The 24,808-nt window shown below is 69.0% G+C and carries 20 protein-coding genes and 1 tRNA gene; 8 read left to right on the top strand and 13 right to left on the bottom strand.

Annotation, left to right across the window (positions count from 1 at the left end; translation table 11 throughout):
- Window positions 1-82 precede the first annotated feature (82 nt).
- A complete protein-coding gene (locus tag AC3ENX_RS11775; RefSeq protein ID WP_434812069.1) occupies window positions 83-2,089 on the top strand; it encodes a DUF262 domain-containing protein in 2,007 nt (668 codons plus the stop codon).
- Window positions 2,090-2,116: 27 nt separating this feature from the next.
- A complete protein-coding gene (locus AC3ENX_RS11770) occupies window positions 2,117-3,436 on the top strand; it encodes a flavin monoamine oxidase family protein (RefSeq protein WP_434812068.1) in 1,320 nt (439 codons plus the stop codon).
- Window positions 3,437-3,550: 114 nt separating this feature from the next.
- Here AC3ENX_RS11770 and AC3ENX_RS11765 read toward each other — a convergent pair whose 3' ends face one another.
- From AC3ENX_RS11765 to AC3ENX_RS11750, 4 genes are all read right to left on the bottom strand, one after another.
- Entirely contained in the window at window positions 3,551-4,180 is a 630-nt protein-coding gene (locus AC3ENX_RS11765; protein ID WP_434812067.1) for a flavodoxin family protein, read from the bottom strand.
- Between the two features lie 148 nt (window positions 4,181-4,328).
- Window positions 4,329-4,865, bottom strand: a complete 537-nt coding sequence (locus AC3ENX_RS11760) for a GNAT family N-acetyltransferase (protein WP_434812066.1) — start codon at window positions 4,863-4,865, stop codon at window positions 4,329-4,331.
- Window positions 4,862-5,356 carry a DUF6328 family protein gene (locus AC3ENX_RS11755; RefSeq protein ID WP_434812065.1) on the bottom strand — a complete coding sequence of 165 codons (495 nt, stop codon included), beginning with the start codon at window positions 5,354-5,356 and terminating at the stop codon, window positions 4,862-4,864. Before AC3ENX_RS11755 ends, AC3ENX_RS11760 begins: the two co-directional genes overlap by 4 nt.
- Before the next feature lie 60 nt (window positions 5,357-5,416).
- Window positions 5,417-5,824 carry a MogA/MoaB family molybdenum cofactor biosynthesis protein gene (locus tag AC3ENX_RS11750; protein WP_434812064.1) on the bottom strand — a complete coding sequence of 136 codons (408 nt, stop codon included), beginning with the start codon at window positions 5,822-5,824 and terminating at the stop codon, window positions 5,417-5,419.
- Between the two features lie 110 nt (window positions 5,825-5,934).
- On the opposite strand from AC3ENX_RS11750, the gene AC3ENX_RS11745 reads away from it, so the two are divergent.
- Window positions 5,935-6,561 (top strand): winged helix-turn-helix transcriptional regulator, encoded by a 627-nt coding sequence (locus AC3ENX_RS11745; RefSeq protein ID WP_434812063.1) that lies wholly within the window; start codon window positions 5,935-5,937, stop codon window positions 6,559-6,561.
- Here AC3ENX_RS11745 and AC3ENX_RS11740 read toward each other — a convergent pair.
- Window positions 6,558-7,802 (bottom strand): MFS transporter, encoded by a 1,245-nt coding sequence (locus AC3ENX_RS11740; protein WP_434812062.1) that lies wholly within the window; start codon window positions 7,800-7,802, stop codon window positions 6,558-6,560. The genes AC3ENX_RS11745 and AC3ENX_RS11740 overlap by 4 nt on opposite strands.
- A 191-nt stretch (window positions 7,803-7,993) precedes the next feature.
- On the opposite strand from AC3ENX_RS11740, the gene AC3ENX_RS11735 reads away from it, so the two are divergent.
- From AC3ENX_RS11735 to narI, 4 genes are read left to right on the top strand one after another with little or no spacing between them, the layout of a single operon-like run.
- Window positions 7,994-11,737 carry a nitrate reductase subunit alpha gene (locus AC3ENX_RS11735; RefSeq protein WP_434812061.1) on the top strand — a complete coding sequence of 1,248 codons (3,744 nt, stop codon included), beginning with the start codon at window positions 7,994-7,996 and terminating at the stop codon, window positions 11,735-11,737.
- Entirely contained in the window at window positions 11,737-13,431 is a 1,695-nt protein-coding gene (gene narH / locus AC3ENX_RS11730) for a nitrate reductase subunit beta (protein WP_434812060.1), read from the top strand. The genes AC3ENX_RS11735 and narH overlap by 1 nt, the downstream gene beginning before the upstream one ends.
- A complete protein-coding gene (gene narJ, locus AC3ENX_RS11725; RefSeq protein WP_141379821.1) occupies window positions 13,428-14,144 on the top strand; it encodes a nitrate reductase molybdenum cofactor assembly chaperone in 717 nt (238 codons plus the stop codon). The genes narH and narJ overlap by 4 nt, the downstream gene beginning before the upstream one ends.
- Window positions 14,141-14,899 carry a respiratory nitrate reductase subunit gamma gene (gene narI / locus AC3ENX_RS11720; protein ID WP_434812059.1) on the top strand — a complete coding sequence of 253 codons (759 nt, stop codon included), beginning with the start codon at window positions 14,141-14,143 and terminating at the stop codon, window positions 14,897-14,899. Before narJ ends, narI begins: the two co-directional genes overlap by 4 nt.
- Before the next feature lie 3 nt (window positions 14,900-14,902).
- Here narI and AC3ENX_RS11715 read toward each other — a convergent pair whose 3' ends face one another.
- The 8 genes from AC3ENX_RS11715 to AC3ENX_RS11680 all read right to left on the bottom strand — a co-directional run bounded on the left by AC3ENX_RS11715 (window position 14,903) and on the right by AC3ENX_RS11680 (window position 23,629).
- Window positions 14,903-15,970 (bottom strand): cytochrome P450, encoded by a 1,068-nt coding sequence (locus tag AC3ENX_RS11715; protein ID WP_434812058.1) that lies wholly within the window; start codon window positions 15,968-15,970, stop codon window positions 14,903-14,905.
- Window positions 15,957-18,593: a multicopper oxidase domain-containing protein gene (locus tag AC3ENX_RS11710; protein ID WP_434812057.1), complete on the bottom strand. Its 2,637-nt coding sequence runs from the start codon at window positions 18,591-18,593 to the stop codon at window positions 15,957-15,959. The genes AC3ENX_RS11715 and AC3ENX_RS11710 overlap by 14 nt, the downstream gene beginning before the upstream one ends.
- Window positions 18,580-19,695 (bottom strand): hypothetical protein, encoded by a 1,116-nt coding sequence (locus tag AC3ENX_RS11705; RefSeq protein ID WP_434812056.1) that lies wholly within the window; start codon window positions 19,693-19,695, stop codon window positions 18,580-18,582. Before AC3ENX_RS11705 ends, AC3ENX_RS11710 begins: the two co-directional genes overlap by 14 nt.
- 537 nt (window positions 19,696-20,232) lie before the next feature.
- A complete protein-coding gene (locus AC3ENX_RS11700) occupies window positions 20,233-20,619 on the bottom strand; it encodes a hypothetical protein (RefSeq protein ID WP_434812055.1) in 387 nt (128 codons plus the stop codon).
- Window positions 20,612-20,806: a helix-turn-helix domain-containing protein gene (locus tag AC3ENX_RS11695; protein WP_434812054.1), complete on the bottom strand. Its 195-nt coding sequence runs from the start codon at window positions 20,804-20,806 to the stop codon at window positions 20,612-20,614. Before AC3ENX_RS11695 ends, AC3ENX_RS11700 begins: the two co-directional genes overlap by 8 nt.
- A gap of 196 nt (window positions 20,807-21,002) precedes the next feature.
- Window positions 21,003-21,074 (bottom strand) — tRNA-Gln (locus AC3ENX_RS11690).
- A gap of 74 nt (window positions 21,075-21,148) precedes the next feature.
- A complete protein-coding gene (gene gltX / locus AC3ENX_RS11685; RefSeq protein WP_434812053.1) occupies window positions 21,149-22,663 on the bottom strand; it encodes a glutamate--tRNA ligase in 1,515 nt (504 codons plus the stop codon).
- 27 nt (window positions 22,664-22,690) lie between these two features.
- Complete coding sequence (locus AC3ENX_RS11680) at window positions 22,691-23,629, bottom strand: LysR family transcriptional regulator (protein ID WP_434812052.1); 939 nt, start codon at window positions 23,627-23,629, stop codon at window positions 22,691-22,693.
- Window positions 23,630-23,709: 80 nt separating this feature from the next.
- On the opposite strand from AC3ENX_RS11680, the gene AC3ENX_RS11675 reads away from it, so the two are divergent.
- Window positions 23,710-24,780, top strand: a complete 1,071-nt coding sequence (locus AC3ENX_RS11675) for an aminotransferase class V-fold PLP-dependent enzyme (protein WP_434812051.1) — start codon at window positions 23,710-23,712, stop codon at window positions 24,778-24,780.
- Window positions 24,781-24,808 lie beyond the last annotated feature (28 nt).

The raw sequence follows: 24,808 nt of genomic DNA, 5'->3' as shown, positions 1-24,808 counted from the left end.
GCGAACCCGCCGTGTCAACGCCGTGAATATCAGGGCCCGAATAGACTCGAAAGGGTTTGCCGAAGGAGTGCCGCCCATCATCATGACCCGTGCCACCAATGTCGGAGCGACAGCCGTCAACACGATCGGCTGGCTCTCAGATGCCGAGACGACCATTGTGGTCCCCGTCTACCAGCGCCAGTACCGCTGGGACATCGGCGGATGCGAACAGCTGCTCGCCGACATCCGCCGCGTCGCCGACACCGACGACGGCCACACGCACTTCATCGGGTCCATCCTCTCGACCGCGAGCACCTCGTCCGTCGATGACGCCCACCTGGTGCTCATCGACGGACAGCAGCGCATCACGACGCTCATGCTCCTCATCGCAGCGCTGCAGCACACGCTGCGCGACGATGATCCGGTACTGGCATCCGAATTGGCACGCGTGCTGGTGAGTGCCGATGGTCGCACCAAGCTGCATCCTCACCGCGCATGGGCCGACGTCTTCGAAAGCGTCGTGCTGGATCGGCGCAGCCCCGAGGACGCCACCCGCGAGTCGCGGTTCGACGACAACTACGCGTTCTTCCGCAGCCAGATCCGCCCTGATGAGGCCGCACACATCTGGCGCGGTCTCAAAAAGCTCGAGCACGTCTCCATCACGCTCGGGTCCGGAGCCAACGCGCAGCAGATCTTCGAGAGCCTGAACTCGACGGGCGAACCACTTGGTGACCACGAGTTGATCCACAACTACGTGCTGATGGGCCTCTCGCACGGCGAGCAGACAGAGATCGAACGCGACTTCTGGCTGCCGATCGAAGCACACACCGGCGAACAGATCGGCTCCTTCTGGCGGCATGTGCTCGTCATGCTCACGGGGCGTGAGGTCACCGTCGCCGGCGAGCGTGGCGTCTACGACGCGTTCCGCGGCCAGTTCCCCCGTCTCGACGTCGCCACACTTCGCATCGAAGCGGCGCGGTGGCGCGCACTCGCCGAGACCTACGGCGTGCTGCTGGACCCCGCACAGGCGCCGGATGCCGAAGTGGCCCGCCACCTGACCCACCTGAACACCTTCGGTCGGGGCATGTACCCGCTCGTCCTGACGCTCTACCGCGACCGCCTCGACGGCGCGATCAGTCCGTCGGCGTTCATCGACGCGCTCGAAGACCTGCAATCGCTCCTGCTGCGTCGCACCGTGGTGGGGCTCGCCACCGATCGGCTCGTCGCGCGCCTCGTCCGCGCATACGCGCGCGGCGCGGACGAGCTTCGCCTGGCCGTCGCCCGGATCACGCCGTCCGACGAGCGCACGCGCGTCGGCCTCAAGTACAGCGATCTTCCGCACCCGCGATACGTGCTCGGGCGGCTCGCCGGCATCGACCCGGGTGCCACGGCCGACCTCGACCACATCGTGCCGCAAGCGCCGGGCGACGAATGGAGCGGTGACGGCTTCCGCCGGTGGGCGCAGTACACCGAGGACGAGCAGAACAGCCACCGCGCGCTCGCATCGACCCTCGGAAATCTGACGCTGCTCGAACCGAACCTGTTCGAGCAGGCGTTCGACGCATCCTTCCCCGTCAAACGCGATGTCTACGCACGCAGCGGCATCCCCCTTACCGCCGACGTCACCGCGCACGAAGCGTGGGGCACCGCGAGCATCGCGCAGCGCACCGAGGAGCTGACCAGGGCGTTCGTTCAGTTGTGGCGTCGGCCCGCCGTCGTCGGGATCGATGACGACAACCTCACGCCCATCCTCGACGGACGGCGGCGACGCGGCTGGCCCAGGGGCTGGCAGCGGGAGTTCGCCTACGTCGAGTACCGCGGTGAGCACTGGGAAGTCCCCGACGTCAGGTACCTCTTCAACCGGATCTTCAAACGACTGTGGGCGGACTCGCGCCAGAGCGTCATCGCATACAGCGCTCGCCATGGCGGGCCCGTCTACGCCGAGATGGCCTGGAACGGACAGTGGGATCAACTCGCGGAGGGCCAGTACCTCTACATGGGCTGGGACTCGAAGTACATGCTGACCGCGGTGCAGGGCGTGCTCGAAGAGGCCGGAATCGCGAGCGAGGTCTTCCTGAAGTACTCCTACATCGGCGACGCGATGCGCTGAGCGTCGCCGCGACGGTAGCGTGGCGCTGTGGAGCGGTTCGACACGGTCGTCGTCGGTGCAGGCGTCTCGGGCTTGAGTGCGGCCAGACTCCTGCAGGATGCCGGCCAGCGGGTGGTCGTGCTCGAGGGGCGTGATCGTATCGGCGGACGCGTGGTGACCGAGCGCACCGGTGACCGCGTGACCGATCTGGGCGCCTCATGGATCCACGGTGTCGACGGCTGCCCGGTCGCGGCAGCTGTCACGGCGTTCGGTATGCCGACGATGGAGTTCACCGTCGGCGGGTATCAGCCCGACAGCCGCCCGATCGCGTACTACGGACCCGACGACGCGCGCCTGGATGGCGCGACGACCGCCGCCTTCATCGCCGACATCCACACTGTCGACGCCGCCCTGGCGCGCGCGATCGCCGAGTCGGCACCCGACGCGTCGTACGAGGATGTCGCAGAGGTCGCACTCGCCTCTCAGGGGTGGGCGGACGAGCGCACCGAGCGCGTGCGGGAGTACCTTCGGCACCGGTCGGAGGAGCAATACGGTGCATGGATCGCCGACCTCGCGGCGCACGGCCTCGACGACGATCTCGTTGAAGGCGACGAGGTCGTCTTCCCCGACGGTTACGACCGACTCCCCGCTCGTCTGGCAGCGGGGCTCGATGTGCGTCTGCAGCACGTGGTCACGCAGGTGGGCTGGTCGAAGACCGGCGTGATCGTGTCGACCGACGCGGGCGCGTTCGCGGCCGATCAGGCCGTCGTCACGGTGCCGGTCGGCGTCCTCCACCGAGGCGATCTCACCTTCGATCCCCCGCTGCCCGCCGTCGTGGCTGAGCCGCTCGGTCGCCTGCGGATGAACGCATTCGAGAAGGTCTTCTTGCGCTTCGATCGCGCGTTCTGGCCCGACGAAGTGTACGCGCTGCGACGACAGGGAGCGGATGCCGCGTGGTGGCACTCCTGGTACGACCTGTCGGCGCTCGACGGCGAACCGACCCTGCTCACGTTCGCGGCGGGCCCGGCCGCCCGGGCGATCCGTCGGTGGGGCGATGAGCAGGTGACCGCATCGGTCATGGCGGCGCTCAGACGACTCTTCCCGGCTGCGCCAGACCCGGTCACCGTCACGGTGACGCACTGGCAAGATGACCCGTTCTCGCACGGTTCGTACGCGTACATGACTGTCGGTTCGACGACGAGCGACCACGACGATCTCGCGACGCCCATCGGCGGGGTGCTGCACCTCGCGGGAGAAGCGACCTGGACCGACGACCCGGCGACGGTACCCGCAGCCATGCTGTCCGGCCACCGCGCCGCCGAGCGCGTCATCGGGAACGCGCTCGCGATCGCACGACTCTGGTCCTGAACGGGCCTCGTCGCCGAACTCAGACCAGCGGCGACCGCCATCGTGGCCCGAAGGCTATGTCGCCACCGCTTCCCCCGGGTCACCGGAGCCGGTTCAGGTGACCGTTCGCCGAACTCAGGACTCGGCGGGGTAGGCGTGTGCGCGAAGCAGCTGGGCCAAATGCGCCGTATTGCGGGCGAGCATTGCGGTCGCACCGGCAACAGGCTCTGGGATCGTGTCGAGGTCCTTGTTGTCGACGGTCTGCATCGCCTCTCCGACCCAGTACGTCCCCGCCTGCGCGGGCACACTGAAGCCGACGTCGTTGAGGGCTTGCAGCAGATCCGCGGTGATCTTGTGGGCACCGTCCGCGTTGCCGACCACGGCGACCGCCGCGACCTTGTCGAACAGTTCCGGGCGTCCGTGCTCATCCGTCTCGGCGAGCTCTGCGTCGAGGCGCTCAAGCACTCGCTGAGCGATGCTCGACGGGTGCCCCATCCATACCGGGGTTCCCATGACGAGGATGTCGGAGGCGAGCAGCTTCATTCGAATCGCCGGCCAATGATCCCCGTCACCCATGTCAGTCTCGACACCGGGACGAGTGTCCATGTCGGCGACACGCACCTGCTCTCCTTCGACCCCGTGCTCGCGCAGGGCATCAAGGACCTCGCCCAGCAGCTTCTCCGTGCTCGACGACTCGCTGTGAGCCTTCAGCGTGCAGTTCAGAGCGAGCGCGCGCAGGGCGGGTCCGCTGTTGTTCTCAGGCATCTCAGGGTCCTTCAGACTCGAGTTCTTGCCCCGGGGCATGGTGATCTCCTCTCGCGGCTTCAGCGAACACGACGGCCACGAAACCGGGGAGAGGGTTGCCATCCCGGCGTCCATGCGCGGCAACTCGTTCTGGCGGCCGGTCAGAGCGCTATTCCGCTGAGGAGCTGGACGGCGATTCTGTTCGCAAGTGCTTGCGCATGAAGATCTGGGCGGTGCCGTCGCCTTGGTCGATCTGCTCGGTCTTGCGATAGCCCAGCCGCTCGTACAGCCGCAGATTCGCGTCGCTGTGCGACCCGGTGAAGAGTTCGGCCTCGCGACATCCGACCGACCAGCCACGCTCTTCGACAGCCTCGAGCAGCATTCGGCCGATGCCTTCGCCCTGTTGGTCAGGAACGATTGCTATGCGTCCGATCAGCAGCAGCTCGTCGGCGGCGACGGCCCGGATCGCGCCCACTATGCGCGGCCCTCTCTCTGCGACCAACCCGAGGTTGTCGGCCAGTTCTGCCTCGAGCTGTTCGAGGGTCTGAGTCAGCGCGGGCATGTCGGGGTCGCGGTAGATGAGCGCCTCCTGAACGAAGGCGGCTCGCTGCACCGTGAGGACTTCGCCCGCGTCATCCGAGTGAATGGGGCGGACCATCACGTCGTCGACAGCATCGGTCCCCGTGCTCGTCTCTCGCTCAGTCATGTCCGACTCCGTCCGTATCGCGGCACCACGGTCCAGAAGACGATCAGGATCACCGTTGAAACACCGAGTGCCACCAGTCCGGCCGCGCGACCTGCGGCGACGTCGAAGACGAGCCCGACAACGCCCGCGGCGAGCAGCGAGACGACCACGAGGAGAGCGAGAAGCAGTCGGTTCGCCGACCGGACCAGTTCGGGCTTGCGCTGCTTGCCGAAGGCCTGCCGGTGCATGATGATCGGCGCTAGCCCCAGCACTGTCGCGCAACCTGCGAGCACAATCAACACCAGGTACAGACCTACCTGATAGGGCTCGAGATCGTGGAAGGTCGGCTGGAAGGCGACGGCGAGCAGAAACCCGGTGATGATCTGTGTCCCGGTCTGGACGGCGCGCAGCTCCTGGAGGATGTCGCTCCAGTTGCGGTCCGCTTTCTCCGCTTCCGTCTCGTCGCGACCGTCGCCCGCGATGGCGTCCCCTTCCGGATCGCGCTGGCGCACTACGTCAGCCATGGTTCCCTTCTCCGGCAGCCGAGTGTCGGAGCCTTCACAGCTACCAAATCACCTGGGTGCGAAGGTGCCGAAGAGGGTTGACAAACTCTGTTGGCGCGCACCCTGGGGGCGGGTTGGTGGTGCCGGCGTCACGCGGTCGCCTTGGCCGACGGAGGGGCCTGACGTGGAGACCCCGCTCACGGATAAGCCGACCATCGCGATCCCCGGCAGGGTGCGCTCTGCGACACGCGCTGTCCCTTCGGGCGTCAGGTCGCGGCGCGCGAGCCCCGTGCCCCCGGTGGTGACGACGACTCTCGAGCCCGACGCCAGTGCCTGCCGCAGCGCCACTTCGACCGACTCGATCCCGTCGGCGACGACCGTGGCACCGTGGCACGTGTAGCCCGCCGCCCGCAGTGCGGCGACGGCGAGGGGGCCACTGGCGTCGACGCGCTCGCCTCGGGCGGAGCGATCAGACACGGTCACAACGGCAGCGGCAATCGGCACACAGCCAGCCCACGCGCGGCGCGCTTCGATACATGGGCCCACCCGCGGCCGAATGCACGGATAATCGAAGGATGCCACGGCCGATGCATGCCCACCGAGGGATCGCGCAGGCGAGCCGTCTGCGCATCGTGGATGCCGTGATGCAGCGGCCGGGCGTCTCGCTCGCCGATCTGTCGGTCGAGACCGGCCTCCACGCCAACACGCTCCGCGATCACGTGCGCGTGCTGGAGACGGAGGGGATCATCCGCAGCATGCCGGAGCAGCGCGGCACCCGTGGTCGACCGCGCGCGCTCTACTACCCCGTCGATGCAGCCACCGAGAACGAGACCGCCCAGAGACGCGTCGACGAGGCGAAGCGCCGCGGCGATCTCCTGCGGCGCATGGTGCCGTCGGCGGCACCCGACCTCGACCCCGCGGCCGTCCACCAGATCGACGCGCTGTACGAGCACCTCGACGAGGTGGGCCTCGACCCCGATATCGACGAGCATCGTCTCGAGGTCTCGCTGCGGCCGTGCGAGTTCCACACTCTCGTCGAGGGTCACCGAGAGGTGCTGTGCCGCGTGCACGAAGGGCTCGTCCGCGACGTCCTCGAGCGCGCGGGCGGGCCGGTCGAGGTCGACCGACTGCTCCCGCTCGTGACCGAGCATCGGTGCGAGCTGCTCCTCCGGATGCGACCCGCGCACGACGAATCACCCCCGCCGCGGGACTAGCTTTCCTTCAGGGCAGGGGCTGATCGCGCGTCCCGCAGCATTCCGGCGACCACGAGCGCCGCCGCACCCACAAGGACGAGGAGCCAGAGGCCGAGCGCGTACGAGTTCGATTCCGCCTGGTACGTCGCTCCCATCACGAGCGGCGGGAAGTACCCGCCGAGTCCGCCCGCGGCAGCCACGACGCCGGTCACCGCGCCGACCTTGTCCGGCGGCGTCGACGGCCCCACCCAGGCGAACACCGCGCCCATCCCGAGGCCCATCGCGGCGGCCATGAGGTTGAAGACGAAGCCGGTGAGCACGCCCTCCGGCGGCTGCTGACCAACGATGTAGGCCGTGGAGACGATGCCTGCCAGCGAGATGAGGGAGATGACCTTGGGTCCGAGCCTGTCGGCCAGCACGCCGCCGACAGGTCGCGCGATCACCGCGGCCGCGGCGAAGATGGCCGTCCGCGTACCTGCCCCCACGGCGTCCACCTCGTCGGGGTAGATGGTGGTCAGGTACTTGGGCAAGTAGGTCGAGAACGCCACGAATCCACCGAAGACGATCGCGTACAGGAACGACATGTGCCAAGTGACCGTCAACTTCAACGCCCCGACGACCTTCGGGACCAGCGCCTGATGGCTCGGTACCCACGCCGGCGACTCGCGGAGGAAGAACCACACCGCCGCGGCCACCACGATCATCACTCCGGCGATGAGCAGGTGGGTCGGGATGTACCCGATCGCGAGTGCGAGCCGCGGTGTGACGAACGCCGACACCGCCGTGCCGATCATGCCCATGCCGAAGATTCCGGTGGCGAGTCCGCGCCGCGCGGCGGGGAACCAGGCGCTCGAGAAGGGGATGCCGACCGCGAAGATCGTGCCCGCCACACCGAGCAGGAAGCCGGCGACGAGCAGGAGCGGGTAGGAGCCGATCGATCCGGCGAACGCAACGAGGAGGACGGCGGGGACCGAGGCGAGGAGCACGAGCGTGAACATGCGTCGCCCACCGAAGCGGTCGGTCAGCGCCCCGACGACGATGCGGCCGAGCGCACCGACGAGCACGGGGGTGGCGAGCATCAGCGAGATCTGCCCCTGATCGAGCCCCATATTCTCGGCGTAGACGTTCTGCAGCGGAGCGATCGACATCCAGGCCCAGAAGCCGACAGTCGACGCGAGGGTGGCGAGGATCACCTGACCGAGCCCCCCGCGCAGATCGGGGGCGGCCTCTGTGGCGGGACGGTGCGGGACTTTCGTAGTCACGGCTACTCCATTCGACACGCTCACGGTAGCGGCGACGACGACTCCCGCACCACGGGTTCACCGTCCTTATTCGACGAGTCCGCGGCATCCATTGCCCCCGACCTTCAGTCCGTATTAAATACGGTGTACGGGCTGGTTCCCTGCCGCGACGATGCGGATACTGAGGGCAGCCATCCGGGCTGGAGGAGACGATGACACCACAGATCCGCAGCACTCCCTCGACGGACGGTCCTCTGGCGGACGCACTGCTGAGCATGGGCCGCTTCCTCCGCCCCGGCGAGACGAGTGAGGACCTGCGCTCCGTGTTCCTCAAAGGCGGACGTTCGGGCGACGTCTTCTACCGCGACCGCTGGGCGCACGACAAGGTCGTCCGTTCGACGCACGGCGTGAACTGCACGGGGTCGTGCTCGTGGAAGGTGTACGTCAAGGACGGCATCATCACGTGGGAGACGCAGCAGACCGACTACCCGTCCGTCGGCCCCGACTCGCCCGAGTACGAACCGCGCGGATGCCCCCGCGGCGCCGCGTTCAGTTGGTACACCTACTCCCCCACGCGCGTGCGGTATCCGTACATCCGCGACACGCTCGCCGAGCTGTACCGCGACGCCAAGCGCACGCATCCCGACCCCGTCGACGCGTGGGCCTCGATCGTCGAGGATCCCGAGAAGTCGCGCGCCTACAAGAGCGCCCGTGGCAAGGGCGGCCTGCTGCGCACGACGTGGGACGAGGCGATGGAGATTGCCGCCGCCGCACACGTGTACACCGTCAAGGAGTACGGCCCGGACCGGGTCGCCGGGTTCTCGCCGATCCCCGCGATGTCGATGGTCAGCCACGGTGCCGGGGCCCGGTTCCTGAACCTCGTCGGCGGCACGATCCTGTCCTTCTACGACTGGTACGCCGACCTCCCCGTCGCGAGCCCGCAGGTGTTCGGCGACCAGACCGACGTCCCCGAGTCCGCCGACTGGTGGAACGCCGGGTACCTCATGATGTGGGGCTCGAACGTACCCGTCACGCGCACGCCCGACGCGCACTTCATGGCCGAGGCGCGCTACCGCGGCCAGAAGGTGGTCACGGTCTCACCCGACTACACCGACAACACGAAGTTCGCCGACGAGTGGGTCGCACCGCACCCGGGCACCGACGCCGCGCTCGCGATGGCGATGGGTCACGTCATCCTCACGGAGTTCTTCGTGCAGCGCCGCACCGCGCCCTTCGAGGACTATATGCGCCGCTTCAGCGACGCGCCCTACCTCGTCGCGCTCGAGGAGCACCCGTCGGGTCTGGTCCCCGGCAAGTTCCTCACCGCGAGCGACCTGGGCGGCGAGGATGCCGCCGTCCCGCGTGCCGACTTCAAGACCGTCCTGCTCGATCAGAACGGCACCCCCGTCGTTCCGAACGGGTCGCTCGGCCACCGCTTCACGCCCGAGGACGAGGGGCGGTGGAACCTCGACCTCGAGGGCGTCGTGCCGCCCCTGTCGCTGCTCGACCTCGACGACACGACCGAATCGGTCGAGATCGTCCTCCCCCGCTTCGACGTCACGCCCAGCGGCGAGGACGAGGCGCACGCCGGCGGGACGGGCACCGTCACCCGCGGCGTGCCCGTGCGCCGCGTCGCCGGCCGCCTCGTCACGACCGTGTTCGACCTGCTGCTCGCGCAGTACGGCGTCGCGCGCGACGGACTGCCGGGCCAGTGGCCGACCGGCTACGACGACCCGACCACGCCCGGCACGCCCGCGTGGCAGGAAGAGCTCACGAACGTGCCCGCGGCGCAGGCCGCGCGCATCGGCCGCGAGTTCGCCGACAACGCCGAGCGCTCGGGCGGCCGCTCGATGATCCTCATGGGAGCGGGCACCAACCACTGGTTCCACTCCGACACGATCTATCGCACGTTCCTGGCGCTGACGACGATGACCGGATGCCAGGGCGTCAACGGCGGCGGCTGGGCGCACTACGTGGGGCAGGAGAAGGTGCGCCCCATCACCGGCTACTCGCAGTACGCGACGGCCGCCGACTGGAACCGCCCGCCCCGGCAGAACATCGGCACGGCGTTCTGGTACCTCGCGAGTGACCAATGGCGCTACGACGGCCTGCCGGCATCCGCCCTGGCCTCTCCGCTCGCCCGCGGCCAGTTCGAGGACCGGACGACGGCGGACTGCCTCGTCGAGTCGGTCAAGCGGGGATGGATGCCTGCCTACCCGACCTTCTCGCGCAACCCGCTCGACCTGTGCGACGAGGCCGAGGCGGCCGGCAAAGAGCCCGCCGCGCACATCGTCGACTCCCTCACCGACGGGTCGCTGCACTACGCGGTCGAAGACCCCGACGCCCCGGAGAACTTCCCGCGCGTCATCTCCATCTGGCGAGCCAACGTGCTGGGCTCGTCGGGCAAGGGCAACGAGTACTTCCTCAAGCACCTGCTCGGCACCGACTCGGCCGTCCGCGCGCCCGAGTCGCCCGAGGGGTCGCGCCCGCGGGACATGGTGTGGCACGAGAACGCACCCGAAGGCAAGCTCGACCTACTGATGACGGCGGACTTCCGCATGACCTCGACGACGCTGTTCAGCGACCTCGTGCTGCCGGCGGCGACCTGGTACGAGAAGTACGACCTGTCCTCGACCGACATGCACCCCTTCATCCACGCGTTCACGCCGGCGATCAACCCGCCGTGGCAGACGCGCACCGACTTCGATCTGTTCGGGGCGCTCGCCGAGAAGTTCAGCGAGTACGCGGCGGTGCACCTGGGCGTCCGCAAGGACGTCGTGGCCTCGCCGCTGCAGCACGACACCCCCGACGTCATGGCGACCCCGCACGGCACCGTCCCCGAGGACGCGCCGCTCGTACCGGGCGTGACGATGGCCAAGCTCATCGTCGTCGAACGCGACTACCCCAACCTCTACGAGAGGTGGAAGTCCCTCGGCCCGCTGACGGCCAAGCTCGGGATGACGACGAAGGCGATCACGTACCACCCCGACCGCGAGATCGAGCAGCTGAAGCAGAAGAACGGCGTCGTACAGTCGGGCCCGTACACCGGCAGCGTGCTGCTGGACACCGACAAGAAGGCGTGCGAGATGATCCTCGCCTTCTCGGGGACGAGCAACGGCCGCCTCGCCGTGCAGGGCTTCCGCGAACTGGAGAAGAAGACGGGCCAGCGCATCGCGCAGCTCGCCGAAGACCACGAGGGCTCGCACATCACCTTCCAGGACGTTCAGGTGCAGCCGCGCAGCGTCATCACCTCGCCGGAGTGGTCGGGCTCCGAGCACGGCGGCCGTCGCTACACCGCGTTCGCGATCAACGTCGAGCACCTGAAGCCGTGGCACACCCTGACCGGCCGCCAGCACTTCTACCTCGACCACGACTGGATGAGCGAGCTCGGCGAGAGCCTGCCCGTGTTCCGACCGCCGCTAGACATGCACCGCCTCTTCGACTCCGAGAAGGTCGGCACGACCAAGCGCATCGCGGGGCCGGGCGCCGCCGGGCAGACCGAGGTGACGGTGCGCTACCTGACGCCCCACTCGAAGTGGTCGATCCACTCCGAGTACCAGGACAACCTGTTCATGCTGTCGCTGAGCCGTGGCGGCCCCACGATCTGGATGAGCACGCAGGATGCCGCGAAGATCGGCGTCCGCGACAACGAGTGGATCGAGTCGTACAACCGCAACGGCGTCGTCGTCGCCCGCGCGATCGTCTCGCACCGCATGCCCGAGGGAACGGTGTACATGTACCACGCGAAGGACCGCACGGTAGATGTGCCGATCGCCGAGACCAGCGGCCTGCGCGGCGGCATCCACAACTCGCTCACCCGCATCCTGCTGAAACCGAGCCATCTGATCGGCGGCTACGCGCAGCTCGCATGGGCGTTCAACTACCTGGGTCCGACCGGCAACCAGCGCGACGAGATCACGCAGATCCGCCGCCGCAGCCAGGAGGTGGAGTACTGATGAAGGTCATGGCTCAGATGTCGATGATCATGAATCTCGACAAATGCATCGGATGCCACACGTGCTCGGTCACGTGCAAGCAGGCGTGGACCAACCGCACCGGCGTCGAGTACGTCTGGTTCAACAACGTCGAGACGCGCCCCGGCGTGGGCTACCCCCGCACGTACGAGGACCAGGAGAAGTGGGGCGGCGGCTGGGTGCGCACCAAGCGCGGCCGCCTGAAGCTGCGCAGCGGTGGCCGGCTGTCGAAGCTCGCGCGCATCTTCTCGAACCCGAAGCTGCCCGAGATCCACGACTACTACGAGCCGTGGACCTACGACTACGACATGCTGCTCAACGCCCCGAAGGGGCAGCAGACGCCCGTCGCTCGGCCGAAGAGCCTGCTCACCGGCGAGGACATGAAGATCTCGTGGTCGGCCAACTGGGACGACGACCTCGGCGGTTCGCTCGAGACGATGCAGGACGACCCGATCCTCAAGAAGATGAGCGAAGAGGTGAAGGCCGAGTTCGAGAAGGCCTTCATGTTCTACCTGCCGCGCATCTGCGAGCACTGCCTGAACCCGTCGTGCGTGGCATCCTGCCCGTCAGGCGCGATGTACAAGCGCGCCGAGGACGGCATCGTGCTCGTCGATCAGGACCAGTGCCGCGGCTGGCGCATGTGCGTGTCGGGATGCCCGTACAAGAAGGTCTACTTCAACCACCGCACCGGCAAGGCCGAGAAGTGCACGATGTGCTACCCGCGCATCGAGGTGGGCCTGCCCACCGTGTGCTCGGAGACCTGCGTCGGGCGGCTGCGCTATCTCGGCATCGTGTTGTACGACGCCGACCGGGTGGCGCAGGCGGCGGCCGTCGAGGACGACAAGGCGCTGCTGCAGGCGCAGCGCGACATCATCCTCGACCCGTTCGACCCCGCCGTCATCGAGGCGGCACGCGCGGGCGACCTCCCCGAGGACTGGGTCGAGGCCGCACAGCGCAGCCCGATCTGGAAGCTCATGCAGTACCAGGTCGCCCTGCCGCTGCACCCCGAATACCGCACCATGCCGATGGTCTGGTACATCCCGCCGCTCTCCCCCGTCGTCGACGTCGTGACCGGCTCGGGCAACGACGGCGAGGACGCGCGGACCCTGTTCGCCGCCATCGACAAGCTGCGGATCCCGATCGGCTACCTCGCCGAGCTCTTCACGGCGGGCGACATCGCCCCCGTCGACCTTGCCCTGCGCCGCCTCGCCGCGATGCGCTCGTACATGCGCGGCGTGAACCTCGACGACGAGCGCGACGAGCGCATCGCACGGGCGGTCGGCATGAGCGGCACCGAGGTCGAGGAGATGTACCGGCTGCTCGCGATCGCGAAGTACGAGGAGCGCTACGTCATCCCCTCGGCGCACACGGAGCAGGCTCACGCCCTCGAGGAGATGGCGTGCTCGCTCGACTTCGACGGGGGCCCCGGCATGGGCGGCGCCGGTCCGTTCGGCTCCTCGAGCGGTCCGAGCGTGCCCGTCGCGGTGGAGAACTTCCACATCCTCGCCGACCGGCAGACCGCCGACCGACCGTCGTCGCCCGGGCGCGTCAACCTGCTCAACTGGGACGGCAACGGCAACGCCGACGGGCTCTTCCCGCCGACCTCGACGACGGCGGTGCGCGAGACCGGCAAGGGCAAGGACAAGAACCAGGGCGCGGGCGAGGGCCGCCCATGAGCTCCGTCCTGCCCCGCGTCACCCCGCGCCGCGCCCTGCCCCCCGAGGTGCCCGCCCTGCGGCTGTCGGCCGTCGACCGCGCCGCCACCCACATGCTCGCGTCGCTCCTGCTCGACTACCCCGATGCCGCGTGGTTCGGGCGCCTGCCCGCCCTGCGTCCGCACATCGACGCGCTGCCGTCCGCGATCTCCGAACCCCTCACATCCTTCGTCGATCAGGCCGAAGCGGCCGGCGAGGCCGAATGGCAGCGGCGCTACGTGGTCACATTCGACCTCAAGCGCAAGTGCAGCCTGTACCTGAGCTACTACGCGACCGGCGACACGCGCCGCCGCGGCGTCGCGCTGGTCACGTTCCTCGAGGCGTACCGCGCCGCCGGGTGGGAGTTCGACGCGGATGACCTGCCCGACTTCCTGCCGGCGGTGCTGGAGTTCTCGGCCCGCGCCGACGCCGCGACCGCCGATGCTCAGATCGCCGGCGCGCTGCTCGCCTCGCACCGCGAGGGTATCGAGGTACTGCGCGCCGCGCTCGAGGGCATGTCGAGCCCGTGGGCGCTCGTCGTGCGCACCGTCACGCAGTCGCTTCCCCCCATCGACGCCGCGACCCGCGAGCGCTACCTCGACCTCATCAACGAGGGGCCGCCCACCGAGACGGTGGGCCTCAGCTTCCTGGGGCAGCTTCCGCCCTTCCGTCCCGTCTCGCAGGAGGCACCATGACCACGCTGCAGATGATCCTCTGGGTCGCGATCCCGTACGCCTCGATCGCGGTGTTCGTCGTCGGGCACATCTGGCGATACCGCTACGACAAGTTCGGCTGGACCACCCGGTCGAGCCAGACGTACGAGAACCGGCTGCTGCGCTGGGGGTCGCCGATGTTCCACATCGGCATCCTCATGGTCATCGCGGGTCACGTCGTCGGACTGTTCATCCCCCGCGAATGGCTGTACGCGATCGGCATCAACGAGGAGATGTACCACATCGGCGCGACCGTCATGGGGTCCTTCGCCGCCGTGCTGACCCTCGTGGGGCTCGCGATCCTGATCTACCGCCGGCGTACCGTCGGCCCCGTGTTCCTCGCGACGACCGACATGGACAAGGTCATGTACGTCTTCCTGGCCGCCACGCTCGGCTTCGGCACGCTCGCGACCGTCGTGTACCAGGTGTTCGGCGGCGGATTCTACTACCGCGAGACGATCTCGCCGTGGATCCGCAGCATCTTCCTGTTCCAACCGCAGGTCGAGCTGATGGCCGAGGTGCCGCTGCTGTTCCAGCTGCACATCCTGACGGCGTTCGCCCTGTTCGCGCTGTGGCCGTTCACGCGCCTCGTCCACGTGTTCTCCGCGCCGGTGGGCTACCTGTTCCGTCCCTACGTCGTCTACCGCTCACGCGACGCCGTGCGCGGCGCGCGCCCCGTTCGTCGCGGCTGGGACCCGGTGCAGACCCCCGACCCCGAGCGCCTGCACAAGCTCTAGGTTCTAGACCAGCCGGACGGGCACCGCGCGGAAGCCGGCGACGGGTGCCTGCTCACGCTCCGGGTCGCCCGCCGGCTCGATGCGGCCCGCCGTGAGCAGCGCCCGCACGAGCACGCGCAGCTCGGCGGTCGCGAGCAGGCGTCCCGGGCACACGTGCGGGCCGGTGCCGTAGACGAGGTTCGCGGCGGCGTGCGCGGCAGGGTCGAAGGCGTCGGGTTCCGCGAAGACGGCCGGGTCGCGGTTGGCGGCGCGCCAGTCGAGCACGACGATCTGGCCGGCGTGCACGGGGCAGCCGCCGACCTCGGTCTGTCGCGTGACGCGGCGTCGGTTGGAGACGAACGGGTCGTCGGCGCGCAGGATCTCGTCGATCGCGGCGTCGAGGTCGGCGTCGGATGCCGCCGCGAGATGATCCTGATGCTCCGGGTGCACGGCGAGCCAGTGCACGATGACGCCGGTGCACAGGGCGAGCGAGCCCAGGTCGCCGCCCGTGACGTTGCGCAGTATCGACACGAGCTCGTCGTCGCGTAGCGCCGAGCCGTCACTGTGCCGCAGCGCCATCAGCCGGGCGGTGACATCGTCGCGCGGATGCTCCCGACGCCGTCGCAGCAGCTCCCGGATGATGGCGTCGAACCGGTCGGCGATCTCGGCGGTCGCCCGCGGGTGCCCCGTGCGCGATGCGACGCGGTTGTCGGCGACCCACTGCAGCAGCGGCTCCTCCCACTCGGGCAGCCATCCGAGCCACGCCGACTGGGCGCGCACGGCGAAGCGCGCACCGAGGTCGGCAACGGCGCCGAAGGGCGCATCGGCGGCGTCGAGCCGGGCGACGAGGTCGGCGGCGATGCGCTCGAGCTCGGGCAGCAGCTGGGCGACGGCGTCGGCATCCATGAACGGGTCGAGCAGGTGGCGCATCTCGGCGTGCGCCGCCCCGTCGAGCCCGTTGGGCACCTGCAGGTGGCGCGAGACGATGCTCGAGAAGGTCTCCGGGTCGTGCGCGAGGCGGACGACTTCAGCATGGTCGCCGATGACGAGGCGGCCCTTCTGATCGAGATGCACGCGGTCAGTCGTCGACATGGAAGATCCCCTTCGCCCCCTTCTCGGCGTCGCTCATGATGTGCGTGACGAAAGGATAGTTCCCCGCCTCGGGGAACGACAGCTCGACGAAGCCGCCCTGCGCGGGCTGCATCGCGAGCGCCTGCGATCCGCCGGCGTCTCCGGGGCGCAGCGTGTACGCGCCCTCGAAGTAGACCGTGTCGAACTGGCCGCCGACGATGTGGAACGACGAGGGCGTGTTGGGTCCGGCATCCAGGGTCCAGATGCGCACGCGCTCGCCCACGGCCGCCGTCAGCGGGCGGTACGCGTACTGGTTCGCGTACCCGTTGAAGGTCACGAGGTCGGGAAGCCGCGTCGCGATGCGGTCGGCGTCGGCCGTCTCGCCCTGCGGGCCGAGGTACAGCTCGCCCTGCACGAGCACGTACTCGCGGTCGACGGGGGCGAGGTCGGGAGGGTCGATGATGACGGCGCCGAACATGCCGTTCGCGATGTGCATCGACATCGGCATCGTCGAGCAGTGGTACATCCAGATGCCCGCCTGCGTCGCGGTGAAGGTATAGACGAGCGTCGCATCCGGCTGGATGGTCCGCATGGGCTCGTCGGGGGCGAGCGCGCCGGCGTGGAAGTCGATCGAGTGTCCGATCGTGCCGTCGTTGACGAGGGTGATCTCGAAGATGTCGCCGATCTTCCCTCGGAGCACCGGACCGGGCGCCGAGGCGCCGAACGTCCATCGCGTCTGTCGCACCCCGGGAGCGACCTCCTGCACCGTCTCCTGCACGGTGAGGGTGACGCGATGCACCCGTTCGTCGATTGCAGGGGTCAGCGCCGCCGGCCACTCTTCGAACCCGACGGCGGGCGCCCGCTCGAGATCAATGTCGGCCGCAGCCGACGCCCCCGCGGAGGTGCCCTCGCCGTGGGACCCGTGGGCCGAGCCGTCGTCGCCCGGCTCACCGGACGCGTCGACCGGTGCTCCGGTGACCACCACGGTGAGTTCCATGCCCATCTGCCGATGTCCGGCGATCGAACACCAGCCCTGCATGTCAGACCCGATCACGCCGACGTCGACCACCTCGCGAGCGCCCGGGACAAGCCGTTCGGAACGGAACCCGTTGGCGAACGTGAGGTCGTGGACGTCGCTGCCGGTGTTGTGGAAGGTCACGACGAGTCGGTCGCCGTAGGGCACCTCGATCTCGTCGAGCGTGTAGCGCATCCCGCTCACCCCGACGGTGACTTCCGTGGTCTCGCCCGAGGCGACGACTGCGCCGGTCGGTGCACTGACTGCGATGCCGACAGCCGCGGGGTCGGCAGCCACCCCTGCGCCGACGCAGAGGGCGAGCACCGCGAACGCAGCGCTGACGGCACCGACCCGCCGCGGCGGCAGTGGGGGCGCGACGGCGACGGGCGTGCCGAGCGCGACACGCCCGCTGCGATCGGGTGAATCGCCTTCCGCGCGACGCGCCCGACGGCCGGCGAGGATCGCGCGCGCCGCCAGCACGAAGAAGGCGATGACGACCCCGACCGCCACGAACGACAACAGCACTCGGGCGAGCGACGGCATCGGCAGCAGATAGAGGATGATCGCGCCGTTGAACGCGGTGACCCGGAAGACCGCCCCGCGGTCGAGCATCTCCGCGCCGACCTTCGCCGCCGCAGGGCTCCCGAGAGCCACGACGGGCAGCAGATAGCTGAGCGCCCCCATCAGCAGCTGCGCCGCGAACCCTGCCACGAGAGGACCGAGCACCGAGAGGTAGGCGGTCCGAAGCGACGCCCAGTCGCCGTTCGTAACGGCCAGGAACACGAGCGCACCCGCCGCGATGAGCACCCAGCCGAACGCTGCCGCGAGGCTCCACCCGGCGAAGGTGGCCGGGTGCATCGCGCGGGCCTGATGCCACCCCTGCACGGCGATCATCCCCGCCCCGGAGAGCCACACCAGCATGCCGGCGGCGACAAGAGGGCGTACGCCGGTGACCGGTCCCGCGGCGGCCAGAAGGAGCCCGGCCGTGAGGAGCGGGAGGGCGCGACGCGCGGCCACGTCGACGGCGTCGGACATACGCGCATGGAGCACCGTGGGCCACAGCAGCACGAGCGTTCCGAGCGCAGTGAGTCCGATCCATCCGAACGCGTTCAGCACGAGATGTGAGACGACGAGTCGGTCGGTCGCAGCCGGATCGGCCACCGCCGGCATGGTGACTCCGATCGCGATACCGGCCAGGAAGACGAGGCCTGCCGCGATGTAATAGCGGACGAGAGGGGCGAACCTGGCCGGAAGAGCGCGCCGCAGTTGGACGAAGAGGATGACCGCGTGAGCGACCACCGCCATCGCCACCAGCGCGGCTCCCGTGACCGTCAACGGCAGGAGCGACACGGCGACACCGGTCACCACGAACGCGGCACCGAGAGTGTGGAGGGCGAGGCGCGCCGCCAACCCCGTACGCCCCGCGGGAGCCGATCGGCGAAGGAGCGTGTCGGTGAAGTGCTGCGACCAAATGAGGATCGCCGCCGTCGCCGCGCCGAGGAGCGGCAGATGGACCATGAGCCAGAGCGGCTGTGACACGAAACGGTGCACGAAGACAGCGACCACCGACATCACCATCCAGAACAGCACCAGCGAGTTCGTGAGCAGGTACCAGTTACGCCTCGACACGTCGTCCGCCTTGCCTCTCGGTGAACCGTGCGCGTGCGGACACCGTGATCGCCAGCACGCCGTACAGCATCATCGCCACGGCCGCGGTTGCCCCGGCCGTCTGCAGCGCGTGGATCCACCCCCAGGCGTCTCCGGCGACGACCCGCGCGAGCAGCGCCGCGTGCAGGAGACCCACCGGCACGTAGAGCACCGCGTGGTACGGGATCCGCACGCCGAGGACGGCGGGGAGGATGATCGGGGCGTGCGCCATGATCATCGTGACCACGAAGCCGAGGAAGATCGCATGTGTGGTGGCGTCGTAGATCGCCCCTTCGGTGCGCGCCCCGCCCAACACCCATCCGGCGCCTGCGATGATCAGCCACACGTAGCCGACGAGGAGACACGCCGCGACGAAGCGCGGGAGTCCGCTCATCCGGACGGTCGTGCGCGCGACGTCGTACGACAGCAGCCAGGCCGAGAGGGCGATGAGAAGGACCCCGGCCACCGGCACCGCGACCGTCGGTACCGTGAGGCTCACCACTGCGGCAGCCGACAGGCTCAAGGCGAGGGCGAACAGCAACCGCTCGGCCGCGAGACCAGGGGCGTTCAGGCGTGCGAGTTCGAGTCTTTCTCCCACGATGGTGAGGATGAGGTAGACGGCCAGAAGGGGGACCAGACGGCTCGGCGGCACCCCACCGCTCCACGCGACCGTGGCCACGAGCGCCGTGATCGCCCCGAGCGCTTGCACCGTGGTGGCGGTCATGGGCTGCCGCCTCCAGATGGCGCGATACTGCCACACGTGCACTGCGAGTCCGGCGACGACCATCAGCGGACCCGTCGTCGGCGGCGCCGGGGTCAACGCAATCAGAGCGCCGCCGGTCATCAGTGCCGGGGCGGCGTAGGCCCACGACCTCCGGAGCGCCACCGCCCGCTCGAGCGAGATGAGCGCGCCGATCGCGCCGAAGACGAGGAGCGGCGCGTGGAGTTCGGCAAGGCGCTCAGCCCCGATCGGCATCGGAAGGCCTAGGAGCAGGAGCCCGGCGTTCAGCCCGAGCACGAGGACCCCGGCGGCAGAGAGCACCAGCACGAGCCGCGCTGGGCGGGCGGGCGCTCGGGGTTCCATGCCTCGACGCTACGCTTCTCGCCGCGGCGGTCTCCAGTGACGGCCGTGGTTATTCAGAGGACTCCCGCCGTCGGTGTCCCCCACCATTCGTCGCCGGATCGGAAGGGGCGGATGCGCGGAACGGCGCGAGTCTGCGCTGGGGTTACGCTTCGTCCGCCAACGGGCCGCCAGGGGCAGGCAAGGCCGAACACTTGAGCACCGCATTAGGTTCGCCGAAAAGCTCTCGCAGATCCGGGGATTGCAGGCGCTGTGGACCGCGAGGCACTCTCCCACGGTTCGAAGTGCACAATGCACTTGCATGCCGCGGGTGCTAGCTCACACTTCCTCAACTTCGTGACCCCCTGCGAGATAATTTGCGCCAACCGCGGTGGCATACTCCTCGGCAAGCGACTGTCGTGGCCCACCGGGTCCTGCGGAGAACCGGTCCGATGATGTGCGCGGCACCCCAATCACCACCTGAATCTCAGGCACCTTCTACATTCCCTCTCATTGCTGCTGCAATCACCCGCAGTCTGTGTCGGGCGCGCGACTGGCGGGTCAGGGGCTGGGTCCCGTGAGCTGGTCCAGCGCGATCCCACCGCACGCGGGCTTCAGGATGAGTCGCACCGTTGTCTCGTAGGACTCGACCGTCGAGTAGGCCAGGCTGCCGGCGCCCGCGCGCCCGGTGACGTGGATGAGCCACGCGTCGGCGGCCGCCGCGATCGTGCTCGCCCCGGTGAGAGCCCCCTCGCCGTTGCTGGTGAGCTGCGCAGCCAGCCGGCGCAGCTCAGCGAGAGCGCCTTCCTCGGTGTCGGCGGTGGCGCGCAGCTGGCGCAGTTCCCCCGCGTCATCGCGCATCCGCCCGCGGGCGCGATACCGCCCGTCGGCGAGCTTGGTGATCTGCACCGCGCCGACCTCGCCGGCGGGAATGCGCGGCCTAGGCATGCCGGTGCTCTCTAGCCCACGCGTACACGTCATCCGGGTCGTAGCGCACGTGCCGACCGAGCTTCAGATAGGGCGGACCATGGCGTGTGAGACGCCAGTCCTCCAACGTGCGCTCGGGCACTTGGAGCATCTCGGCGATTTCCGCCTGGGTCATGAACCCGGGAATGCCGGAGGTCGATGCGTCCATGCACACAAGGTGCGCCGGATTCCTCCGGACCAACCCGTACTCCACCGTGCGACGGCGTGGGTACCGGGACGCACCTACTCCGCGAAGACAATCGCGCGAGTATTTGGTCTCGTTTCTGGCCTCCGGGCCCGTCAGGCCTCTCGGATGACCCTCTGACGAGGAGGGATTCTGTGGCGGAATCCTGCGGATTTCACTGCTGGGGTACCTGGACTCGAACCAAGAACAACTGAACCAGAATCAGCCGTGTTGCCAATTACACCATACCCCAAGGGGGTTCCGACCGAAGCCGTACCGAGGGTCTAGCTTAGCCGACGAGGGCGGCAGCACCAAACCGACACGGCGTCACCCGAGCTGTGCAGCGAGCTGCTCAAGTCGACGCAGCGACTCGTCGGCGCCGAGTAGTTCCATCGACTCGAACAGTGGCGGCGAGACGCGTCGACCACTGATCGCCACGCGAAGCGGCCCATACGCGACGCGCGGCTTGAGCTCGAGGCCCTCGATCAGCGCGACGGCCAGCGCGTCCTGGATCGCGGCCGCTGAAAAGGCGTCGGCCGGAACGCCACGCAGCGCCGGCAGGGATGCAGCGAGCACCTCGCCGGCGTTCGCGGGCAGGCCCTTCAGCGCATCATCGTCGTAGGTCACGTCTGCGCTGAAGAGGAAGCCGAGCAGCCCCGGCGCGTCGCCGAGCATCTGCATCCGCTCCTGCACGAGCGGCGCCGCGGCAGCGAGCGTGGACTGCTGTTGCGGCGTCAGCGGCTCCGACACGACCCCTGCCGACACCAGGTACGGCACGAGTCGCGCGGCGAAGTCGTCGGCCGCGAGCATGCGGATGTGGTCGCCGTTGATCGACTCGGCCTTCTTCTGATCGAAGCGAGCCGGGTTCGGATTCACGTCGACGATGTCGAAGGCCTCGATGAGCTCCTGGCGCGTGAACACATCACGGTCGGCGGCGATCGACCAGCCGAGCAGCGAGAGGTAGTTCAGCAGCCCCTCGTGGATGAAGCCGCGCTCACGCTGCAGGAACAGGTCGGCCTTCGGGTCGCGCTTGGAGAGCTTCTTCGTGCCCGTCTCCCCCAGCACGAGCGGCATGTGCGCGAAGCGGGGGACGAAGTCGGTGACGCCGGCATCGATGAGGGCCGCATAGAGGGCGAGCTGCCGGGCCGTTGACGGCATGAGGTCTTCGCCACGCAGCACATGGGTGATGCCCATCAGCGCGTCATCGACCGGATTGGTGAACGTATAGAGCGGGATGCCGCCTGCGCGCACCACCACGAAGTCGGGGAACGAGCCAGCGGGGAACGTGACCTCGCCGCGAATCAGGTCGACGTAGGTGAGGTCGTGGCTCGGCACCCGCAGCCGCCACGCGGGCTCACGCCCCTCGGCACGGAACGCTGCCTTCTGCTCGTCGGTGAGATCGCGATCGAAGTTGTCGTACCCGAGCTGCTTGGCACGGCCGGCCGCCTCGTTACGTGCGTCGATCTCTTCGGCCGTCGAGTACGACTCGTACACAGCGCCCGAGGCGATCAGCTTGTCGAGCACGCCCGCGTAGATGTCGTGACGCTGCGATTGGCGGTAGGGCTCGTGCGGCCCACCCTTCTCAACACCTTCATCCCAGTCGATCTCGAGCCAGGTGAGCGCATCGACAAGCTGCCGGTAGCTCTCCTCGCTGTCACGCGCAGCGTCGGTGTCTTCGACGCGGAAGACCAACTTGCCGCCGGTGTGACGCGCGTACGCCCAGTTGAACAGCGCCGTGCGGACCATGCCGACGTGCGGAAGTCCCGTCGGCGACGGGCAGAATCGCACGCGGACGTCAGGGCCGGTGGCGGTGGTGGTGCGGGGATCGGGCTGTGCAGACATCGCCCACCAGTCTAGTTCGCGATGGCCCTAGGTCCCGGTCGCTGCGCTGACAGCGCGGCGAAGTCCGTCGAGGACGGCGGCGACGGCCGGCACGCGTTCGCCGCCACGGGCGGTGACGGTGTGCAGGGTGCGGACGTGTCCGTCTTCGAGGGGGCGCCACACGATGCCCGGGAGCGGCGGGAACGACGTCAGCGCGAGACGCGGAAGGGTTGCCACGCCGATCCCCTGTGCCACGAGCGATTCGACGGCCGCGATGTTGTCGGTCTCGAACCCGATCTTCGGGGTGAACCCCGCGCGTCCGCACACCTCGAGCAGATGACCACGGCAGCGAGGGCAGCCCGCGATCCATGCGGCATCCGACAGTTCCGACAGTCGCACGGCGTCCCGCAACGCCGCGGGGTGATCCTCGGGCACGACGAGCAGCAGGTCGTCTGAACCGATCGTCTCGACGGAGAGTCCGCGGGCGCTCTCGCCGTGAGGATCGTCGCGGTCACCCGGGTGGCTGAAGGTGAGGGCGACATCGGCGCGGTCGGCACGCACCGCCGCGACCGCCTCGGGAGGCTCCTCCTCGACATACGTGAGGGTGATGCCGGGTGCGTGCTCCGCAAGGAGGGAGATGAGGCGCGGAACGATGGTCGGCGATGCCGAAGGAAAACCGACGACTCGTACCGTCGCCGCCTGCAGCCCGCTGAGGGCGGCGAGTTCGCCGGCCGCGGCCTCGAGCGCCGTCGTGACGGGAGCCGCATGTCGGGCAAGCACGCGCCCGGCCGCCGTGAGGCGCAGCCGGCGCCCGGCGCGTTCGACGAGGGGCACACCGAGGCGCTGTTCCCAGCGACGCAGCTGCTGCGACAACGCTGGCTGGCTGTAGCCGAGCGATTCCGCAGCGGCTGTCAGCGACCCTGTGTCGGCGATCGCCTGCATCGTCCGCAACGCGTGCACGTCGAGTTCGTGTGCGTCGGTGTTCACGACATTACATAAACACACCGCATGTCTTTGATGCAATACCTGCCGTAGACGAATGAATGTGCACCCGGGATGCTGGTGCCATGTCCACCGCCACCGCTCCCGCCTCGGCCGCCGTCTCGGACGGGCTCGCCGCGCTGCGAGCCGAGTTCACCGATGCCGCCGGCTATCTCGCGGCCTGCACGGTGGGCCTCACGACACGGGCGACGAGAGCCGCGCTGCACGCCGACCTCGAGCGACGGCCGGATCCGGTGGCCTACGGCGCGGCGGTGGAGTTCTCTCGCGCGCACTATGCGCGACTCGTCGGTGTCGACGTGGATCGAGTCGCGATCGGCTCACACACCTCGGTCCTCGCGAGCATGATCGCCGCGTCGCTCCCCGATGGCGCAGAAGTACTGTGCCCGACCGACGAATTCTCCTCACTCGTCCTCCCCTTCGTGTACGCGGGCCGCGGCATCCGCGTGCGCAGCGTGCCACTGGCGGAACTCGCAGACGCGATCGGCTCGACGACCGCGCTCGTGGCGTTCTCACTCGTCCAGTCCGCCACCGGAGAGGTCGCCGATGCCGACGCGATCGGCGACGCCGCCCACCGACACGGCGTCCGCACGCTGTGCGACGTGACCCAGGCTGCGGGATGGATGCCGGTGGATGCCGCCCGCTTCGACGCGACGGTGTGCCACACCTACAAGTGGCTCTCCGCACCGCGGGGGGTCGCGTTCCTGACCGTCACCGAGGACGCCGCCGCGTGGCTCACGCCCGTCCATGCCGGCTGGTACGCGGGCGCGGACCCGTGGGCGTCGTGTTACGGCGACGGCGCACGGCTGGCGACCTGCGCGCGCCGGTTCGACGTCTCCCCCGCCTGGCAGGCCTTCCTCGGCGCAGAACCCGCGCTGCGCGCATTCGCGGACGCCGACTCGGACGCGCTCTACGCCTCGACGACGGCCCTGGCGACCGACTTCCGCGAGCGGCTCGCGTTGCCGATGCCGGCTCGTCCGAGCGCAATCGTGTCGTGGGCCGACCCCGGCGGGCGTGACCTGCAGCGCCTCGAGTCCGCCGGCATCGTCGCGTCTGGTCGGAACGGCCGTGCCCGAGTGGCGTTCCACGTGTTCAACACGGCTGACGACGTCACAGCCGCCGTCGACGCGCTCACCTGACGCTCGCCCCACGAGACCGACTTCGTGG

It is taken from the genome of Microbacterium sp. bgisy189 (assembly GCF_057707225.1).
Note: the sequence above shows the minus strand (reverse complement) of the source record. Positions and strands in the feature narration are given on the sequence as shown.

Coding starts and splice junctions, on each gene's coding strand:
- AC3ENX_RS11675 (WP_434812051.1), top strand. CDS start 23,710: ATGTCCACCGCCACCGCTCCCGCCTCGGCCGCCGTCTCGGACGGGCTC.
- AC3ENX_RS11760 (WP_434812066.1), bottom strand. CDS start 4,865: ATGACTGAGCGAGAGACGAGCACGGGGACCGATGCTGTCGACGACGTG.
- AC3ENX_RS11715 (WP_434812058.1), bottom strand. CDS start 15,970: ATGTCGACGACTGACCGCGTGCATCTCGATCAGAAGGGCCGCCTCGTC.
- narI (WP_434812059.1), top strand. CDS start 14,141: ATGACCACGCTGCAGATGATCCTCTGGGTCGCGATCCCGTACGCCTCG.
- AC3ENX_RS11705 (WP_434812056.1), bottom strand. CDS start 19,695: ATGGAACCCCGAGCGCCCGCCCGCCCAGCGCGGCTCGTGCTGGTGCTC.
- gltX (WP_434812053.1), bottom strand. CDS start 22,663: ATGTCTGCACAGCCCGATCCCCGCACCACCACCGCCACCGGCCCTGAC.
- AC3ENX_RS11745 (WP_434812063.1), top strand. CDS start 5,935: ATGCATGCCCACCGAGGGATCGCGCAGGCGAGCCGTCTGCGCATCGTG.
- AC3ENX_RS11735 (WP_434812061.1), top strand. CDS start 7,994: ATGACACCACAGATCCGCAGCACTCCCTCGACGGACGGTCCTCTGGCG.
- narH (WP_434812060.1), top strand. CDS start 11,737: ATGAAGGTCATGGCTCAGATGTCGATGATCATGAATCTCGACAAATGC.
- narJ (WP_141379821.1), top strand. CDS start 13,428: ATGAGCTCCGTCCTGCCCCGCGTCACCCCGCGCCGCGCCCTGCCCCCC.
- AC3ENX_RS11700 (WP_434812055.1), bottom strand. CDS start 20,619: ATGCCTAGGCCGCGCATTCCCGCCGGCGAGGTCGGCGCGGTGCAGATC.
- AC3ENX_RS11765 (WP_434812067.1), bottom strand. CDS start 4,180: ATGCCTGAGAACAACAGCGGACCCGCCCTGCGCGCGCTCGCTCTGAAC.
- AC3ENX_RS11695 (WP_434812054.1), bottom strand. CDS start 20,806: ATGGACGCATCGACCTCCGGCATTCCCGGGTTCATGACCCAGGCGGAA.
- AC3ENX_RS11775 (WP_434812069.1), top strand. CDS start 83: ATGACCCGTGCCACCAATGTCGGAGCGACAGCCGTCAACACGATCGGC.